At 75.3% G+C, this 17,670-nt stretch carries 15 protein-coding genes; 4 read left to right on the plus strand and 11 right to left on the minus strand.

Features of this window, described 5'->3' with window-relative positions; translation table 11 throughout:
• Positions 1-10: 10 nt before the first annotated feature.
• From tal to pgl, 4 genes are all read left to right on the plus strand, one after another.
• Positions 11-1,114: a transaldolase gene (gene tal / locus WA616_RS04025; protein WP_336027488.1), complete on the plus strand. Its 1,104-nt coding sequence runs from the start codon at positions 11-13 to the stop codon at positions 1,112-1,114.
• 114 nt (positions 1,115-1,228) lie between these two features.
• Positions 1,229-2,746 carry a glucose-6-phosphate dehydrogenase gene (gene zwf, locus WA616_RS04030; protein WP_336027491.1) on the plus strand — a complete coding sequence of 506 codons (1,518 nt, stop codon included), beginning with the start codon at positions 1,229-1,231 and terminating at the stop codon, positions 2,744-2,746.
• Between the two features lie 25 nt (positions 2,747-2,771).
• Entirely contained in the window at positions 2,772-3,950 is a 1,179-nt protein-coding gene (locus WA616_RS04035; RefSeq protein WP_336027492.1) for a glucose-6-phosphate dehydrogenase assembly protein OpcA, read from the plus strand.
• Positions 3,947-4,777, plus strand: a complete 831-nt coding sequence (gene pgl, locus WA616_RS04040) for a 6-phosphogluconolactonase (protein ID WP_336027495.1) — start codon at positions 3,947-3,949, stop codon at positions 4,775-4,777. Before WA616_RS04035 ends, pgl begins: the two co-directional genes overlap by 4 nt.
• Positions 4,778-4,823: 46 nt before the next feature.
• On the opposite strand, the gene WA616_RS04045 is transcribed toward pgl, so the two are convergent.
• The 11 genes from WA616_RS04045 to uvrC all read right to left on the minus strand — a co-directional run bounded on the left by WA616_RS04045 (position 4,824) and on the right by uvrC (position 17,608).
• On the minus strand, positions 4,824-5,165 hold the full coding sequence (locus WA616_RS04045) for an RNA polymerase-binding protein RbpA (protein ID WP_073420277.1): 342 nt from the start codon (positions 5,163-5,165) through the stop codon (positions 4,824-4,826).
• 176 nt (positions 5,166-5,341) lie between these two features.
• Positions 5,342-5,575 (minus strand): preprotein translocase subunit SecG, encoded by a 234-nt coding sequence (gene secG / locus WA616_RS04050; protein WP_073420278.1) that lies wholly within the window; start codon positions 5,573-5,575, stop codon positions 5,342-5,344.
• A gap of 35 nt (positions 5,576-5,610) precedes the next feature.
• On the minus strand, positions 5,611-7,425 hold the full coding sequence (locus WA616_RS04055; protein WP_336027499.1) for an ABC transporter substrate-binding protein: 1,815 nt from the start codon (positions 7,423-7,425) through the stop codon (positions 5,611-5,613).
• A 35-nt stretch (positions 7,426-7,460) separates the two neighbouring features.
• Positions 7,461-8,273: a triose-phosphate isomerase gene (gene tpiA, locus WA616_RS04060; protein ID WP_336027502.1), complete on the minus strand. Its 813-nt coding sequence runs from the start codon at positions 8,271-8,273 to the stop codon at positions 7,461-7,463.
• A complete protein-coding gene (locus WA616_RS04065) occupies positions 8,273-9,481 on the minus strand; it encodes a phosphoglycerate kinase (RefSeq protein ID WP_442901967.1) in 1,209 nt (402 codons plus the stop codon). Before WA616_RS04065 ends, tpiA begins: the two co-directional genes overlap by 1 nt.
• Complete coding sequence (gap, locus tag WA616_RS04070) at positions 9,481-10,485, minus strand: type I glyceraldehyde-3-phosphate dehydrogenase (RefSeq protein ID WP_073420282.1); 1,005 nt, start codon at positions 10,483-10,485, stop codon at positions 9,481-9,483. The genes WA616_RS04065 and gap overlap by 1 nt, the downstream gene beginning before the upstream one ends.
• Positions 10,486-10,603: 118 nt before the next feature.
• Entirely contained in the window at positions 10,604-12,274 is a 1,671-nt protein-coding gene (locus WA616_RS04075; protein WP_336027505.1) for a histidine kinase N-terminal 7TM domain-containing diguanylate cyclase, read from the minus strand.
• Positions 12,275-12,500: 226 nt separating this feature from the next.
• Positions 12,501-13,475 carry a DNA-binding protein WhiA gene (gene whiA / locus WA616_RS04080; RefSeq protein WP_425432418.1) on the minus strand — a complete coding sequence of 325 codons (975 nt, stop codon included), beginning with the start codon at positions 13,473-13,475 and terminating at the stop codon, positions 12,501-12,503.
• 43 nt (positions 13,476-13,518) lie between these two features.
• Positions 13,519-14,553 carry a gluconeogenesis factor YvcK family protein gene (locus WA616_RS04085; RefSeq protein ID WP_336027509.1) on the minus strand — a complete coding sequence of 345 codons (1,035 nt, stop codon included), beginning with the start codon at positions 14,551-14,553 and terminating at the stop codon, positions 13,519-13,521.
• The gene (gene rapZ / locus WA616_RS04090) at positions 14,553-15,536 is read right to left on the minus strand and encodes an RNase adapter RapZ (RefSeq protein WP_336027510.1); all 984 of its coding nucleotides are present in this window, start codon (positions 15,534-15,536) and stop codon (positions 14,553-14,555) included. Before rapZ ends, WA616_RS04085 begins: the two co-directional genes overlap by 1 nt.
• Entirely contained in the window at positions 15,533-17,608 is a 2,076-nt protein-coding gene (gene uvrC, locus WA616_RS04095) for an excinuclease ABC subunit UvrC (RefSeq protein ID WP_336027512.1), read from the minus strand. Before uvrC ends, rapZ begins: the two co-directional genes overlap by 4 nt.
• Between the last annotated feature and the right edge of the window lie 62 nt (positions 17,609-17,670).

Below are 17,670 nucleotides of genomic sequence, written 5' to 3' on the forward strand. Positions count from 1 at the left end.
AGGCACTGACATGGCACAGAACGAGAACCTGGCGCAGCTGTCGCAGGCGGGCGTCGCCGTCTGGCTCGACGACCTCTCGCGCGACCGCATCCGCAGCGGCAACCTGCAGTCGCTGGTCGACGAGCGCTCCGTCGTCGGCGTCACCACCAACCCGACGATCTTCGCCGCGGCGATCAGCGGGTCGGACTCCTACGACGACCAGGTGCACGCCCTCGCCGTGCGCAAGGTCAGCGTCGAGGAGGCGCTGCGGACCATCACCGCCGCCGACGTCCGCGACGCCTGCGACCTGCTCGCCCCGGTCGCGCAGCGGCAGCCCGGCGACGGCCGCGTGTCGCTGGAGGTGGCGCCGGGCCTGGCCCACGACACCGACGCGACGGCCGCGGAGGCGGCCCACCTGTGGTGGCTCGTCGACCGGCCGAACCTGTTCATCAAGATCCCGGCCACCGAGGCGGGCCTGGCGGCCATCACGACGTCGATCGCCCGGGGCATCAGCGTCAACGTCACCCTCATCTTCAGCCTCGAGCGGTACCGCGCCGTCATGGACGCCTACCTCTCCGGCCTGGAGCAGCGGCTGGCCGACGACGCCGACGCCGACCTGACCGAGATCGCCTCGGTCGCGTCGTTCTTCGTCTCCCGCGTGGACACCGAGATCGACAAGCGGCTGGAGAAGGCCGGCGCCGACCAGCTCAAGGGCAAGGCGGCGCTCGCCAACGCCCAGCTGGCCTACCAGGCCTACGAGGAGGTCTTCTCCTCCGACCGCTGGAAGGCCCTGGAGGCCAAGGGCGCCCGCCCGCAGCGGCCGCTGTGGGCCTCGACCGGCGTCAAGGACCCGTCCCTCCCGGACACCCTCTACGTCAGCGAGCTCATCGCCCCCGGCACCGTCAACACGATGCCGGAGAAGACGCTGCAGGCCTACGCCGACCACGGCGCCGCGGGCACCCCGGTGCAGCAGACCTACGACGACGCGGCCGCGGTGATGAAGTCCGTCGCGGACGCCGGCGTGGACCTCGACGACGTCTTCCGCGTCCTCGAGGAGGAGGGCGTGCAGAAGTTCGTCGACTCCTGGGACGAGCTCACCGCCTCGGTGAAGAGCGAGCTCCAGGACAAGGCGTGACGCTGCTGCCCCGGCACCCCCTCGACGCACGCTCCTTCGACGCGCTCGGCTGACAGTCCGCCCGGCCGGCACACCGGTGCCGGCCGGGCGGCTGCGTCCCCCACAGGAGGGCACATGATCCCCAACCCGCTGCGCGACCCGCGGGACCGGCGGCTGCCCCGCGTCCCGGAGCCCTGCGCGCTCGTCGTCTTCGGCATCACCGGCGACCTGGCCCGCAAGAAGCTGCTCCCCGCGGTGTACGACCTGGCCAACCGCGGCCTGCTCCCCACCAACTTCGCCCTGCTCGGCTTCGCCCGCCGGGACTGGGGCGACCAGGACTTCGCCGAGCTCGCCCGCGACGCCGCCCGCAACGCCGCCCGCACCCCGTGGCGGGAAGAGGTGTGGGAGCGGCTGGCGGGCAGCGTCCGCTTCGTGCAGGGCTCCTTCGACGACGACAACGCCTTCGACGAGCTCGCCGCGGCGCTCGGCGACCTCGAGAGCAGCCACGGCATCGGCGGCAACGCCGCGTTCTACCTCTCCATCCCGCCGGCGATGTTCCCGGTCGTGCTCAAGCAGATGGAGCGCACCGGCATGGCCGAGAGCACGCCGGACCGGTGGCGCCGCGTCGTCGTCGAGAAGCCCTTCGGCACCGACCTCGCCTCCAGCCGCGAGCTCAACGAGCTGGTCGACTCGGTCTTCAGCGCCGAGGACGTCTTCCGCATCGACCACTACCTGGGCAAGGAGACCGTCCAGAACCTGATGGCGCTGCGGTTCGCCAACGAGCTGTTCGAGCCGGTCTGGAACGGCCACCACGTCGACTCGGTGCAGATCACCATGGCCGAGGACGTCGGCATCGGCGGCCGTGCGGGCTTCTACGAGAAGACCGGCGCCGCCCGCGACGTGCTGCAGAACCACCTGCTCCAGCTCCTGGCGCTCACCGCCATGGAGGAGCCGGTCGAGTTCTCCGCCGACGAGATCCGCACCGAGAAGCTCAAGGTGCTGCGCGCGGTGTCGCTGCCGGAGGACATGCGCCGCTTCGCCGTGCGCGGCCAGTACGAGCAGGGCTGGCTGGCCGGGCAGCGGGCCAAGGGCTACCGGCAGGAGGAGGGGGTCGACGACGAGTCGCTCACCGAGACCTACGCCGCCGTCCGCCTCGGCGTGGAGACCCGCCGCTGGGCCGGCGTCCCGTTCTACCTGCGCACCGGCAAGCGGCTGCCCCGCCGGGTCACCGAGATCGCGCTGGTGTTCAAGCGGGCCCCGCACCTGCCCTTCGCCGACACCGACACCGAGGAGCTGGGCAACAACCAGCTCGTCGTGCGCGTGCAGCCCGACGAGGGCGTGACCCTCAAGTTCGGCTCGAAGGTGCCCGGCAGCGTGATGGAGGTCCGGGACGTGTCCATGGACTTCCTCTACGGCGAGCAGTTCACCGAGACCAGCCCCGAGGCCTACGAGCGGCTGCTGCTCGACGTGCTGCTGGGCGACGCCACGCTGTTCCCGCGCAACGCCGAGGTCGAGGCCTCCTGGGCGGTCATCGACCCGCTCGAGGAGTTCTGGGCCGGGACCACACCGGAGCCCTACCGGGCCGGCGAGTGGGGGCCGCGCGCGGCCGACGACATGCTCGCCGCCGAGGGCCGCCGGTGGCGGCGTCCGTGAGCGGCACCCGACAGGAGGGAACCCCGTGACGACCCTGTGGGACACCACCGGCTCGGCCGTGGTGAAGGAGCTGGCCGCCCAGCGGCGGACCGGCGGCGCGGTGCTCTCCGGCGTCGCGCTGACCCTGGTCGTCGTCGCCGACGAGGCCCGGGTCGCCGAGGCCGAGGAGGCCGCGGCCGGGGCGTCCGAGCAGCACCCCTGCCGGATCCTGGTCGTGGTGCGCCGGCAGATCGACGCGCCGGTCCCCCGCCTGGACGCCGAGGTGACGATCGGCGGGCGCCTGGGCCCCGGCGAGGCCGTGGTCATGCGCATGTACGGCCGGCTCGCGCTGCACGCGGAGTCGGTCGTGCTGCCGCTGCTGGCCGCCGACGCCCCGGTGGTCACCTGGTGGCACAGCGACCCGCCGTCGCGGCTGACCACCGACGCCCTCGCCGTGATCGCCGACCGGCGGATCACCGACAGCGCCTCGGCGGCCGACCAGCTCGCCGCGCTGCGCACCCGGGCGCAGGACTACGCCCCGGGTGACACCGACCTGGCCTGGACGCGCGCCACCGGCTGGCGCGCCACGCTCACCTCGGCGCTGGACTCGGTCCACGGCCGCCGCGGGGACGCCATCCGGGTGCTCGGCGGCCGGATCGAGGGCGACCCGGGCGCGGCCACCGCCCAGCTGCTGGCCGGCTGGGTCGAGTCGCGGTCGGGCGCCCGGCTGGAGGTCGTGCCGTCCGCCCGTCACTCGGGTCCGAGCGGCATCGACTCGGTGGTGCTGCAGCTCGACCAGGACGAGGAGGTGCGGGTGCACGCCGACCGCCGCGGCGGCGCGGTGATCAGCCAGCCCTACCGCTCCGACGCCACGATGGCGCTGCCCGACCGCTCGCTGGGCGACCTGCTCGGCGAGGAGCTGCGGCGTCTGGACCCCGACGAGCCCTACGCCGAGGCGCTGGAGGTCACCACCGGCGTCGGCGGGCTGGCCGGCCGCGCCTCGGTGCGCTCACACGTCTGGGTCGACCCGGCGGAGCCGCACGGCGCCGCGGCCCCGGCCGCGCAGGTCGGCGACGGCAGCCCGCACGGCGAGGCGCCGACCGTCCCCGCCGACTCCGAGGGCGCCGACGAGGTGGCCGAGCACGGCGAGCACGACGTCCCCGACCCGACGGCGCCCGAGGACCAGCCGGAGCAGCCCGAGGCCGAGTCCGGGGCGGTCCGGTGACCCTCACCCCCGGCGACCGGATCGTCGAGCGGCTGGCGGAGACCACCGAGGGCCCGGTGCCCGACGTCGTGGTCGAGCCCGACGCCGAGATGCTGGCGCGGGCCGCGGCCTCGGCGCTGGTGGCACGGCTGGCCGCCGCCCAGGCGGTGCACGGGACGGCGTCGGTCGTGCTCACCGGCGGCGGCGTCGGCACCGCGGTGCTGCGGCACGTGGCGGAGCTGGCGCAGGAGCCCGCGCCCGGTCAGGACGTGGACTGGACCGCCGTCGACGTCTGGTGGGGCGACGAGCGCTTCGTCCCCGCCGACGACGACGAGCGCAACGAGAAGGGCGCCCGCGAGGCGCTGCTCGACCGGGTCGGCGTGCCGGCCGGCCGGGTGCGCGCGATGCCCGCCTCCGACGCCGGCTTCGCCGAGCCCGAGGAGGCGGCCGAGTGGTACGCCGGGACGCTGGCCGACGCCGCCCGCGACGCCGGCGCCGACGGCCCGCTGCCGCGCTTCGACGTGCTGCTGCTGGGGATGGGCCCCGAGGGGCACGTGGCGTCGATCTTCCCCGGCTCCCCCGCCGTCGCCGACGAACGACCGGTGGTGGCGGTGCGCGACTGCCCGAAGCCGCCGCCGACCCGGGTGAGCCTGGGCTTCTCCGCGATCAGCGCCGCCGAGGAGGTCTGGCTGCTGGTGTCCGGGGAGGGCAAGGCGGAGGCGGTGGCGCGGGCCCTGGGCGGCGCCGACCGCAGCGAGATCCCGGCCGCGGGCGTCCGCGGACGGCAGGCCACGCGCTGGCTGCTCGACGCCGGCGCGGCCGGGCAGCTCCCCGGAGCCGGGGAGTAGGGACGGGTGCCCGGCGCCGCCCGCGGGCGGCGCCGGGCACCCGTCCCTAGGCGCCGCGGCGGGCCCGGAGCTTGGCGAGGGCCTCCTCGAGGAGGGCGTCGCCGTCGGCGTCGCTGCGCCGCTCGCGCACGTAGGCGAGGTGGGTTTTGTAGGGCTCGGTGCGCGGTGCCGGGGGCGGCGCCGCCGAGTCCTGGCCGGCGGGGAGGCCGCAGCGCGGGCAGTCCCACAGCTCGGGCACCTCGGCGTCGGCGGCGAAGGCCACCCGCGTCTCGTGGCCCTGGCTGCACCAGTAGCCGATCCGCAGTCGCGGAGCTGCCTCGCCGCGCTCGGCCTCTCCCATCGGACCCGCACCGACCCGCGTACCCCGGATCGCGTTCCCACCAGCCACGAGCGCCCCCCTCAGGACCGTGCTGCACGCGGTGCGGGACGCACCGCCCGCGCAGTCTATGGCCTCGGGGGTGTTCCCTCGATCACGATTTCGCGGCGGCAGTGAGAGACCGGAGCGGCCCCGGCGCAGGGGCCCGCTGCGAGCGTGCGAGCGGCGGGGGGCGCCGGGGTCCTTCGTCAGACCTTGAGCAGGATCCCCAGGGTCACGATGCAGACCACCCAGATGACGCCGGTGAAGACCGTCAGGCGGTTGAGGTTCTTCTCGACCACCGAGGAGCCGGCCAGCTGGGAGGAGACGGCGCCGCCGAACATCGAGGACAGGCCGCCGCCCTTGCCCCGGTGCAGCAGGATCAGCACCACGAGCAGCACGCTGGTGAGGACCAGCAGCACGTTGAGGACGAGCTCGACCATGGCACCAGCGTAACCGGTGGCCTCCCGGCCTCCGGTCAGCGCACGCCAGCGGTGGCCAGGTCGTAGCCCACGTAGGGGCGCATGACGACGGCGTTGCGCAGCCGCTGGCCCGCCAGCAGCTGCACGCGGGACTCCACGAGCGGCACGTAGGCGCCGGTGGCCCGGGCGGCCGTGGCGACGTCGCGCCAGGCGGTGGCGGCGGCCGCGGGGTCGGCCGCGGGGTCGGACGCGGCGCGGGCGGCGTCGACGGCGGCCGACAGGGCCGGGTCGGTGAGCCGCGCGTAGTTGGTGTTGCCGACCAGGCTCACCGAGCGGCCGTCGACCAGCGGCACGAGGAACGAGCCCGGCGTCGGGAAGTCGGCGGTCCAGGTGGCCAGCACGATGCCGTAGCCGTTGCGCGCCACGTTGTCGGGGCTGCCGACGTCGGTGGCGTAGAAGCTGGCCGCCGGCAGCGGGCGCACCTCGGCGGTGATGCCGACCTCGGCGAGCTGGGTCGCGACGGTCTCGGCCACCGCCACGCTGGCCTCCGCGTCGGGCACCGCGAGGACGGTGCTGAAGCCGTCGGGCTGCCCGCAGGCGGCCAGGGCCTCGCGCGCCGCGGCGACGTCGGCGCCCGGGTCCTCCTCCTCGGGGCCGGCGGGCAGCGCGGCCGGCCACAGCCGCGAGGTGCGCACCGCGCGCTCCGGGCCGCCGGCGACCTCCTGCACGGCGGTGCGGTCGATCGCGGCGGCCACCGCGGCGCGGCAGTTCGGGTCGGTCATCGGGGCGACGTCGGTGGGCAGCGCCAGCAGCCGGACGGCGCCGCTGGGGACGTCGTCGACCCGGTCGGTCAGCGGCACCTCTCCCCCGGCCCCCTCGGCGAGCCGCGCGCCGGTGGCGAGGTGGACGCCGGAGCCGGAGATGTCCAGGTCGGCGGAGCCGGCGAGCAGGGCCTGGTCGCGCTCCAGGCTCGACAGCCCGGTGCGGACGACGACGCGGTCGGGCAGCGCGGTGCGCACCTCGTCGGTGGCCGGGTCCCACTGCGGGTTGCGGTCGAGCACGATGCCGGTCTCGGCGTCGACGGTGGTGACCGCGTACGGGCCGGAGGAGACGGGGTCGGCGCCGTAGGCGGCACCCGTGTCGTCCTCGATCGGCACCGGGCTGCTCGAGGGCAGCGCCAGGACGTAGGGGAAGTCGGGGCGCGCGGTGCGCAGCCGGAAGACGATCGTCGCGTCGTCGGGGGTCTCGATCGCGGCCAGCGAGAGCTTCGCCGGGTCCTCGTCCTGGTAGGGCCCGGCGTAGGGGTTGGCCGGGTCGTCGAGCAGCTCGACGGTGTAGGTGGGCCCGCCGACGATGACGTCGGAGGCGAAGGACCGCTCGATGCCGTACTTGACGTCGCGGGAGGTGATCGCCCGGCCGTTCTCGAACCGCGCGCCCTGCCGGAGGGTGAACGTCCAGGTCAGGCCGCCGTCGGGGGTGCTGCCGAGGTCGGTGGCGAGGTCGGGCGCGAGGTCGGCGGTGGCGCCGGGCTCGGAGGAGTAGGTGACCAGCGTGCGGGCGTAGAGCCGCATGAGGTTCCACACGCCCGGCCGGTAGGAGCGCTGCGGGTCGAGGCTGTCGATCTCCCCCGCGACCACGCGCAGGGTGCCGCCGGTCTCCTCCGACGGCGAGCGCACGTCCTGCACGCCGGCGTCGGGCCCGTCACCGAGGACGGGGACGCCGGCGTCGCCGTCCCCGCCGCCGCTGCAGCTGACCGCGACGGCGACCACGAGGAGGACGACCAGCGCCAGGCCGAGGACGCGGCCGGCGGTGCCGGTGAGCCACCCCGGCAGCCGGGAGGACCGGGGCGGTCGCTGCAGCGTGCTGCCCACCCACCCCACCCCCGCTCGGCCGCCGGGGCTGCTGCTCAGCTGCTCCCGGCGGCGGTCCGACAGATCCGCGCGAACTCGTCGGCGTCGAGGCTCGCGCCTCCGACGAGTGCACCGTCGACGTCCGGCCCGGCCAGGATCCCGGCCGTGTTGGCGGCCTTCACCGACCCGCCGTAGAGGATACGGACGACGGCGGCCGTGGCCGCTCCGAAACGCCCGTCGAGGCGCGACCGGAGTGCGGCGCACACCTCCTGGGCGTCGTCGGGGGTGGCGACCTCGCCGGTCCCGATGGCCCACACGGGCTCGTACGCGACGACGACCTGCTCCACCTGCCCGGCGTCCAGCCCCTCGAGGGCGGCGTCGAGCTGGGCGGTGGTGTGCGGGACGTGCCGGCCGGCGCGGCGGACGTCGAGGCCCTCCCCGACGCACAGGATCGGCGTGAGGCCGTGCCGCAGCGCGGCCCGCACCTTGGCGGCCACCGTGGCGTCGTCCTCGCCGTGCAGCGCGCGCCGCTCGGAGTGGCCGACGACGACGAAGCCGCAGGCCAGCGCGGCGAGCATCGCGCCGCTGACCTCGCCGGTGTAGGCGCCGGAGTCGTTCGCCGAGAGGTCCTGCGCGCCGTAGCCGACCGCGAGCTGGTCGCCGTTGACCAACGTCTGCACGCTGCGCAGCGCGGTGAACGGCGGGAGCACGACGACCTCGGCGGCGTCGAGCTCCTGCTCGGTGAGGCTGAAGACGAGCTTCTGCACCAGGCCGATGGCCTCCAGGTGCGTCATGTGCATCTTCCAGTTGCCCGCGATGAGCGGGCGGCGGCCCTCCCGGCGCGGAGCCGGCTGCTGCCGTCGCGCCATCAGCCCTCGCCCCGGTCGGCGAGCACCGTGAGGCCCGGGAGCTCCCGGCCCTCGAGGTACTCCAGGGACGCGCCGCCGCCGGTGCTGATGTGCCCGTAGGCGGACTCGTCGAGTCCGAGCTGCCGGACGGCGGCCGCGGAGTCCCCGCCGCCCACCACCGACAGCCCGTCGACGGCGGCGACGGCCTCGGCCACGCCGCGGGTGCCGGCCTGGAAGGGCGCCAGCTCGAAGACGCCCATCGGGCCGTTCCAGAACACCGTGCGCGCGTCGGCGAGCTCGCGGCCGAACGCCTCGACGGTGCGCGGGCCGACGTCGAGGCCCATCCGGTCGTCGGGGATGGCGTCCACCTCGACGACGGAGGTCTCGGCGTCGGCGCTGAACGCGCTGGCCGCGACGACGTCGACGGGCAGCACGATGCGCTCGCCCGCCTCGGCGAGCAGCCGGCGGCAGGTGTCGACCTGGTCGGCCTCCAGCAGCGAGGTGCCGACGCCGTGGCCCTGCGCGGCGAGGAAGGTGAAGCACATCCCGCCGCCGACGAGCAGCCGGTCGACCTTCGGCAGCAGCGCCTCGATGACCGCGAGCTTGTCGCTGACCTTGGAGCCGCCGAGCACGACCACGTAGGGCCGCTCGGGGTCGGTGGTCAGCCGGGTGAGCACCTCGAGCTCGGCGGCGACCAGCCGGCCGGCCACGTGCGGCAGCCGCAGGGCGACGTCGTAGACCGACGCGTGCTTGCGGTGCACCGCGCCGAACGCGTCGTCGACGTAGACGTCGGCCAGCGCGGCGAGCCGGTCGGCCAGCGCGCCGCGCTCGGCGTCGTCCTTGCTCGTCTCGGCGGCCTCGAAGCGCACGTTCTCCAGCAGGAGGACGTCGCCGTCGCCGAGGGCACCGGCCCGCGCGACGGCGTCGTCGCCGGCGACGTCGGCGGCCAGCGGGACCTCGGTGCCGAGCAGCTCGCCGAGCCGCGCGGCGACCGGGGCCAGCGAGTACTTCGGGTCGGGCGCGCCCTTGGGCCGGCCGAGGTGCGCCGCGACGACGACGCGGGCGCCGGCCTCGCGCAGCGCCTGCAGCGTCGGCAGGCTGGCCCGGATGCGCCCGTCGTCGGTGATCGCCCGGGTCTGCTTGTCGAGGGGCACGTTCAGGTCGGCGCGCACGAGCACGCGCCGACCCGAGACCCCCTCGGCGAGCAGGTCGTCGAGGGAGCGTGCCATCAGAGGGAGCGGCCCACGAGCTCGACGGAGTCGACCAGGCGGTTGGAGTAGCCCCACTCGTTGTCGTACCAGCCGAGCACCTTGGCCATCGGGCCGAAGACCTTGGTCAGCTGGCTGTCGTAGATGCAGCTGGCCGGGTCGGTGACGATGTCGGAGGAGACGATCGGCGCGTCGGTGTACTTGAGGATGCCGGCGAGCGGGCCCGCGGCGGCCTCCCGGTAGGCGGCGTCGATCTCGTCGGCCGGCACCTCGCGGGACAGCTGCACGGTGAGGTCGGTGGCCGAGCCAGTGGGCACCGGGACGCGGACGGCGTAGCCGTCGAGCTTGCCCTTGAGCTCCGGCAGCACCAGGCCGATGGCCTTCGCCGCACCGGTGCTGGTGGGCACCATGTTGAGGGCGGCGGCGCGGGCGCGGCGCAGGTCCTTGTGCGGGCCGTCCTGCAGGTTCTGGTCGGCGGTGTAGGCGTGGATCGTGGTCATCAGGCCGCGCTCGATGCCGAAGCTGTCGTTGAGCACCTTGGCCAGCGGCGCGAGGCAGTTCGTGGTGCAGGACGCGTTGCTGATGATCGTCTGGCTGCCGTCGTACTTGTCGTGGTTGACGCCCATGACGATGGTCAGGTCGTCGCCGGTGGCCGGCGCCGAGATGACGACCTTCTTGGCCCCGCCCGCGTCGACGTGCTTGCGGGCGTCGTCGGCCTTGGTGAAGAAGCCGGTGGACTCGACGACGACGTCGACGCCCAGGTCGCCCCACGGCAGGTTCGCCGGGTCGCGCTCGGACAGCACCTTCATGGTGCTGCCACCGATCTTGATGCCCTCGCCGTCGGCGGCGACGTCCTCGCCGAGGACGCCCAGGATGCTGTCGTACTTGAGGAGGTGGGCGAGGACCTCGTTGCTGGTCAGGTCGTTGACCGCCACGATCTCGATGTCCTTGCCGCTGGCCGCGGCCGCCCGCCAGAAGTTGCGGCCGATCCGGCCGAACCCGTTGATCCCCACCCGTACCGTCACTGCTGACCTCCACGGATCCGCGGTGCCGTCCGGCACCGTCGCGTGCGTCGGCCGCGCGGCGCGCGGCTCCGTCGGCGACGACCCTATCGGCCACGGCACGCGGGTGTCCGGACGAGTCTCAGCCTCCGGGAACGAGCTGCGCCCCGCCGTCCGCGGGCGACGCCGGCGCGGGGACGAACGCGGCGGGGCCGGCGGCGACGACGCGGTCGCGGCCGGTGGCCTTGGCCGTGTAGAGCGCGCGGTCGGCGGCCTCGAGCAGGGTGGCCGCGCTCGCGCCGTCGGCGGGGCAGACGGCGACGCCGATGCTGACCGTGACCGTGACCGGCCCGCCGTCGACGTCGTGCGGGGTGGCGGCCACGGTGCGGCGGATCCGCTCGGCGCGGGCCAGCGCCTGCTCCCGGCCGGCGCCGGGCAGGACGAGCACGAACTCCTCGCCACCGAGCCGGGCGGCGGTGTCGCCCTCGCGGACGGCGCCGGCGAGGGTGCCGGCGACGGCGGTGAGCACGGCGTCGCCCGCGGCGTGGCCGAGGCGGTCGTTGACCCGCTTGAAGTGGTCGACGTCGACGACCAGGAGCGACAGCTCGCCGGTGCGCGGCCGGGCGGCGAGGCCCGCGCCGAGCGCACGGTCGAGGTGGCGGCGGTTGTGCAGGCCGGTGAGCGGGTCGCGGACGGCCTCCTCGGCGAGCTCGGCGCGCAGCCGCTCGATGACCTCCACCTGCTCGGCGAGCTGCCGGTTGAGCCGCTCGACGGCGGCCTGGCGCTCCTGCTGCTCGCTGACGTCGCGGACGACGAGGATGCGGCCGAGCGGCCGCCCGCGCGGGTCGCTGACGGCGGAGTCGCGGACGTCGAGCCACACGCCCGGCCGGACCTCGGCGACGCGGTGGCCGTCGCGGCGCTCGGTGCTGAGCAGCACCCCGACCGCCCGGGGGCCGGCGACGTCGTGGAGGGGCCGGCCGACCAGCTCGCCCTCGATCTCGGGCCGCAGCTCGCGCAGCATCCGGTCGGCGGCCGGGTTGACGTCGATGAGCAGGCCGGCGGGGTCGACCACGAGCACGGCGTCGGGGACGGTGTCGACGACCTGGTCGCGGGCGACGGGCACCAGGCGCAGCAGGCCGCCGCGGAAGATGGCCCAGCAGTCGACCAGCCCGGTGACGAGGAAGAACAGCGGGGTGACGTCGGTGCCGGAGCCGTCGAGCCCCGAGGCGACGGCCACCACGTTGCCCACGGTGGAGAGCACCGCCGAGCCGAGCAGGACGGCGACCTGCCGCCGCAGGACCCCGGTGACGCGGCGGAAGCAGCGGACCAGGTGCGTGTAGGCGACGGCGACGAGGACGTAGGAGTAGGCGGTGTGGGCCAGGAACAGCGGCCCGAAGGTCACCCGGGACTCCCCGGCGCCGTCGGCCGCGCTCAGGTCGGCCATCACCAGGTCCCGGGTGGCCGGCAGCGCGGCGGCCACGACGAGGACCAGCGGCTCGACCGCAAGCAGCAGCGCCGTCCGGCGGGCCGGGCGCCAGGACGGGTCGGCGACGGTCCGGGCCAGCACCCAGGTGCCGACGACGACCAGCCCGACGGAGGCGAGCAGGACCGGTGGGTAGAGGCGGTGCGCGGTCTCGGTGCCGAGCGTGTAGACCAGCGCGTCGGCGGCCGACCAGGCGGCGACGCCGGTCATCGTGGCCGCGAGCGCGGTCGCGGCGGGGGTGCGCCGCCGCCGGCGCCAGGCCAGCACCCCGGTGCCGACGGCGACCAGCGTGGCGCAGCCGAAGACGACGGCCCAGCTCCCCGCGGTCATGCCGCCTCCGCTCCCGTACCGGGCACACCGGGACGGCGGCCTCTCCCCCGCGCATCGGCGGCGGCGGGCGCGGCCTGCAGCGGGGCGGGCGGGGCCTCACCCCCGGGAGTGACGACGGGGCGCCCCCCGCGACAGCGGAGGGCGCCCCCTGGTGACGTACTGGAACGGCCGCCCTTCAGGGTCCCGCGCCGAGCCTGCGAGGCGTGGGGGAAGGGTGGTCCTTCGATTACTGGGCGAGCATGTCGTCGGTGACGACCGACTCCGTGTCGGGGATGCCGAGGTCCTTGGCCCGCTTGTCGGCCATCGCCAGGAGACGCCTTATGCGCCCGGCAACGGCGTCCTTGGTCATCGGCGGGTCGGCCCGCTGACCGAGCTCCTCCAGCGAGGCCTGGCCGTGCTCGAGCCGCAGCCGCCCGGCGACCAGCAGGTGCTCGGGGGCGTCGCCGGCGAGGATCTCCATCGCCCGCTCGACCCGCGCGCTGGCCGCGACCGCCGCCCGCGCCGAGCGGCGCAGGTTGGCGTCGTCGAAGTTGGCCAGCCGGTTCGCGGTGGCGCGGACCTCGCGGCGCATCCGCCGCTCCTCCCAGGCCAGCACCGCGTCGTGCGCGCCCATGCGGGTGAGCAGCGCGCTGATCGCGTCGCCGTCGCGGACGACCACGCGGTCGGCCCCGCGCACCTCGCGGGCCTTGGCGGCGATGCCGAGCCGGCGGGCGGCGCCGACCAGCGCCATGGCGGCCTCCGGGCCCGGGCAGGTGACCTCGAGCGAGGACGAGCGGCCCGGCTCGGTGAGCGAGCCGTGGGCGAGGAACGCGCCGCGCCAGGCGGCCTCGGCGTCGTTGATGCTGCCCGACACCACCGACGGCGGCAGGCCGCGCACCGGCCGCCCGCGCTGGTCGACCAGCCCGGTCTGGCGGGCCAGGCCCTCGCCGTGCTTGGCGATGCGGACCAGGTACCGCACCCCGCGGCGGATGTTGCCGCCGGCGAGCACGCTGACCCCGCTGGTGTAGCCGTACACCTCGCTGATGTCGCGGCGCAGCCGGCGGGCGACCGAGCCGGTGTCCAGCTCCGCCTCGATCACCACCCGGCCGCCCACGATGTGCAGCCCCCCGGAGAAGCGCAGCAGCGCCGTGACCTCGGCCTTGCGCTCGGAGGTGCGTGTGCACTCCACCCGCGACAGCTCGTCCTTGACCATGGCCGTCATCGCCACGACGACCACCCCCTCTGCTGCGGCGCCATGCTCGGCGTCACCTCTCCCCCTCGAACGGTCCGGGTCCATCCGGTCCCGGCGCACCGGCCGGGACCCCTACCCCGTCCCCCGCGACGACCACCGGGGCCAGCGCTGCCGCCAGCCGCGCGGGGTCGTGGCGGGGTGCGCCACCGTGCTCGGCGACCGGGGCCAGCACGAGCTCGGCGCCGCACGCGCGCGCCGCAGACAGGAGACCACAGCGGTCAACCACTGAGTCAACATCCGCGATCACGGTGTGCAGCGCCACTCCGCCGAGATGCGCCTGCAGCACGCGCAGGTGCTCCTCCGGCGAGAAGCCGTCGGTCTCCCCCGGCTGCGGCTCCAGGTTGAGCACGACCACCACCCGGGCACTGCTGGCCGCCAGCGCGGCGCGCAGCCGCGGCACGAGCAGGTGCGGCAGCACCGAGGTGTACCAGGAGCCGGGGCCCAGCGACACGACGTCGGCCGCGGCGATGGCGGCGAGCACGTCGGGGTGCACCGGCGGGTCGGACGGGGAGACGAGGATGTCGCGCACCCGGCCCGGCGTGCCGGCGATCGCCACCTGGCCGCGGATCGTGCGGGTGCGCGCGGGGTCGTCGGGGTCGACGGTCTCCACGCGGGCGACGAGGTCGAGCGGCACGTCGGCCATCGGCAGCACCCGGCCACGGGCGCCGAGCAGCTCGCAGACGGTGTCGAGGGCGCGCACGGTGTCGCCGCCGTGGAGCTCGACCAGGCCGGTGAGCACGAGGTTGCCCACGGGGTGCCCGGCGAGCACGCCGGTGCCGCCGAGGCGGTGCTGCAGCAGCCGGGCCATCTCGGCGCGGTCGTCGTCGGCCAGCGCCGCGAGCGCCATGCGCAGGTCGCCGGGCGGCAGCACGGGCATCTCCCGGCGGATCCGGCCGGACGAGCCGCCGTCGTCGGCGACGGTGACCACGGCCGTCAGCTCGGGGGTGATCCGGCGCCAGGCGGCGAGCGCCGCCGCGAGGCCGTGACCGCCGCCGAAGGCGACGACCCTCGGGCCGCCGGACCCGGGCGCCGTGCTGTGCCCCGCCACTACTCGCGGCCCAGGTCGCGGTGGCGCGCGACCGCGTCGATGCCGTCGGCGGCCAGCCGGCGGGCGAACTCCTCGGCGATGGCGACGCTGCGGTGCTTGCCGCCGGTGCAGCCGACCGCCAGCGTCAGGTAGCGCTTGCCCTCGCGCCGGTAGCCGGGGATGAGCAGCCGCAGCACCTCGGTGTAGCGGTCGAGGAACGGCCCGGCGTCGGACTGGCCGAGCACGTAGTCGCGCACGTCGGGGTCCTGGCCGGTGTGCGGGCGCAGCTCGGGCAGCCAGTGCGGGTTGGGCAGGAACCGGGCGTCGACGACGAGGTCGGCGTCCAGCGGCAGGCCGTACTTGAAGCCGAAGCTCAGCACGGTCGCCGTCAGCGGCGGGGTGCGGCCCTCGCGGGCGAAGGCGTTCTCCAGCGTCGCCCGCAGCTGGTGCACGTTGAGGTCGCTGGTGTCGACCCACAGGTCGGCCTCGCCGGCGATGCCGGCGACCAGCGCCCGCTCGGCGGTGATGCCGTCGAGGATCCGGCCCGAGCCCTGCAGCGGGTGCTCGCGCCGGTTGGACTCGTAGCGCCGCACGAGCACCTCGTCGCGGGCGTGCACGTACACCACGCGCGGCCGGTGGCCGGCCTCGGCGAGCACCCGGATGGCCTCCAGCAGGTCGCTGGAGAAGGCCCGGCTGCGGACGTCGACGACGGCGGCGAACCGGCGGACGTCGCCGCGCGCACCGAGCTCGACCATCGGCAGCAGCAGCGCCGGCGGCAGGTTGTCGACGACGTACCAGCCGAGGTCCTCCAGCACCCGCCCGGCGCTGTTCTTGCCGGCGCCGGACAGGCCGGTGACGACGACGACCTCGACGGGCGGTGTCTCGGTGCTGGCGGCGTCGAGGCCGGCGGGGACGTCGGCCTGCGGGCCGGCCTGGCCCTCGCGCGCGGCCGTCTCGCCGGTCGGCGCCGGGACGTCCGGTCCGGTCGGCTGCTGCTCGCTCACGAGGCGACCCGGCCGACCTCGGCGGTGGCGCCGGCCCCGGGGCTGGGCGTGCCCCGCTCGGCCGGGCCGGCGGGCGCCGTGGTGCTCTCCACGACCACCTCGGCCGGCGCGGCGTCCGCCCCGGCGTCGTCGGCCGCGGCGTCGTCGGCGGTCTTCCCCTCAGCGGGCTCGGCCACCGCCGCCAGCACCGCCTCGGCGGTGCGCCGGCCGATGCCGGGCACGGCCACGAGCTCGTCGACCGTGGCCGCGCGCAGCCGCTTGAGCGACCCGAACTGCTTCATCAGCGCCTTCCGCCGCGTCTCCCCGAGACCCGGGACGTCGTCCAACAGCGAGACCAGCATGCTGACGGACCGCTTCTGCCGGTGGTAGGTGATCGCGAACCGGTGGGCCTCGTCGCGCACCCGCTGCAGCAGGTACAGCGCCTCGGAGGTGCGCGGCAGGATCACCGGGTCGGACTCGCCGGGCAGCCACACCTCCTCCATGCGCTTGGCCAGCCCGCACACGGCGACGTCGACGATGCCGAGCTCGTCCAGCGACCGGGCCGCGGCGGCCACCTGCGGGGCGCCGCCGTCGACGACGAGAAGGTTCGGCGGGTAGGCGAACCGGCGGGGCCGGCCCTCCTCGGCGGCGACGCCCTGCTCGTCGCGGCGGTCGGCCTCCTCCTCCAGGTGCCGGGCGAAGCGGCGGCGGACGACCTCGGCCATGGCCGCGGTGTCGTCGGTGCCGTGCTTGACGGAGAACCGCCGGTAGTCGGACTTCTTCGCCAGCCCGTCCTCGAACACCACCATCGAGGCGACGACGTTGGTCTGCTGCACGTGGCTGACGTCGATGCACTCGATCCGCAGCGGCGCCTCGGGCAGCTCGAGCGCCTCCTGCAGCTCCGAGAGCGCCAGGGACCGGGCGGTGAGGTCGCTGGAGCGCTTGACCCGGTGCCGGGCGAAGGCCTCCTTGGCGTTGCGCTCGACGGTCTCCAGCAGGCTGCGCTTGTCGCCGCGCTGCGGCACCCGCAGCGAGACCCGCGAGCCGCGGAGCTCGGTGAGCAGCTCCTCGTAGACGTCGGCGTCGTCGGGCAGCTCGGGGACGAGCACCTCCCGGGGCACCGTCTCGCCGCCCTCGGTGACCCCCGTCTGCTCGTCGACGCCGCCGTACACCTGCAGGAGGAACTGCTCCACCAGCTCGCCGGTGGTGACCTCCTCGACCTTGTCGATGATCCAGCCGCGCTGGCCGCGCACCCGGCCGCCGCGGACGTGGAAGACCTGGACGGCGGCCTCGAGCTCGTCCTGCGCGAAGGCGACGACGTCGGCGTCGGTGCCGTCGCCGAGGACGACGGCCTGCTTCTCCAGGGCCCGCTTGAGCGCGCCGAGGTCGTCGCGCAGCCGGGCGGCCCGCTCGTACTCCATGGCCTCGGCGGCCTCGGCCATCTCGCGCTCGAGGCGCTTGACCATGAGGTCGGTGCGGCCGGCCATGAAGTCGCAGAAGTCGTCGACGATCGCGCGGTGCTCCTCGGCGCTGACCCGGCCCACGCAGGGGGCGGCGCACTTGCCGATGTAGCCGAGCAGGCAGGGCCGGCCGATCTGCCCGGCGCGCTTGAAGACGCCGTTGGAGCAGGTGCGGGCGGGGAAGACGCGGGTGAGCGTGTCGAGGGTCTCGCGGATGGCCCAGGCGTGGGCGTAGGGGCCGAAGTAGCGGACGCCCTTCTTCTTCGGCCCGCGCATCACCTGCAGCCGCGGGTACTCCTCGTTCAGCGTCACGGCCAGCGACGGGTAGCTCTTGTCGTCGCGGTAGCGGACGTTGAAGCGGGGGTCGAACTCCTTGATCCAGTTGTACTCGAGCTGGAGGGCCTCGACCTCGGTGCCGACGACGGTCCACTCCACGCCGGCCGCCGTCGTGACCATCTGCCGGGTGCGCGGGTGCAGCCCGGCGACGTCGGCGAAGTAGCTGTTGAGCCGCTGCCGCAGGCTCTTGGCCTTGCCGACGTAGATGACCCGCCCGTTGGGGTCGCGGAACTTGTAGACCCCCGGGCTCTCCGGGATCGAGCCGACCGCCGGTCGGTAGGTGGACGGGTCGGGCACACCTCCACACTAGGTGGACACGCCGACGGTCCGCCGGGGAACTCCACCGGTGTGATTCGGCT

The sequence above is a fragment of the Geodermatophilus sp. FMUSA9-8 genome, assembly GCF_037034165.1.
Lineage (GTDB): Bacteria > Actinomycetota > Actinomycetes > Mycobacteriales > Geodermatophilaceae > Geodermatophilus > Geodermatophilus nigrescens.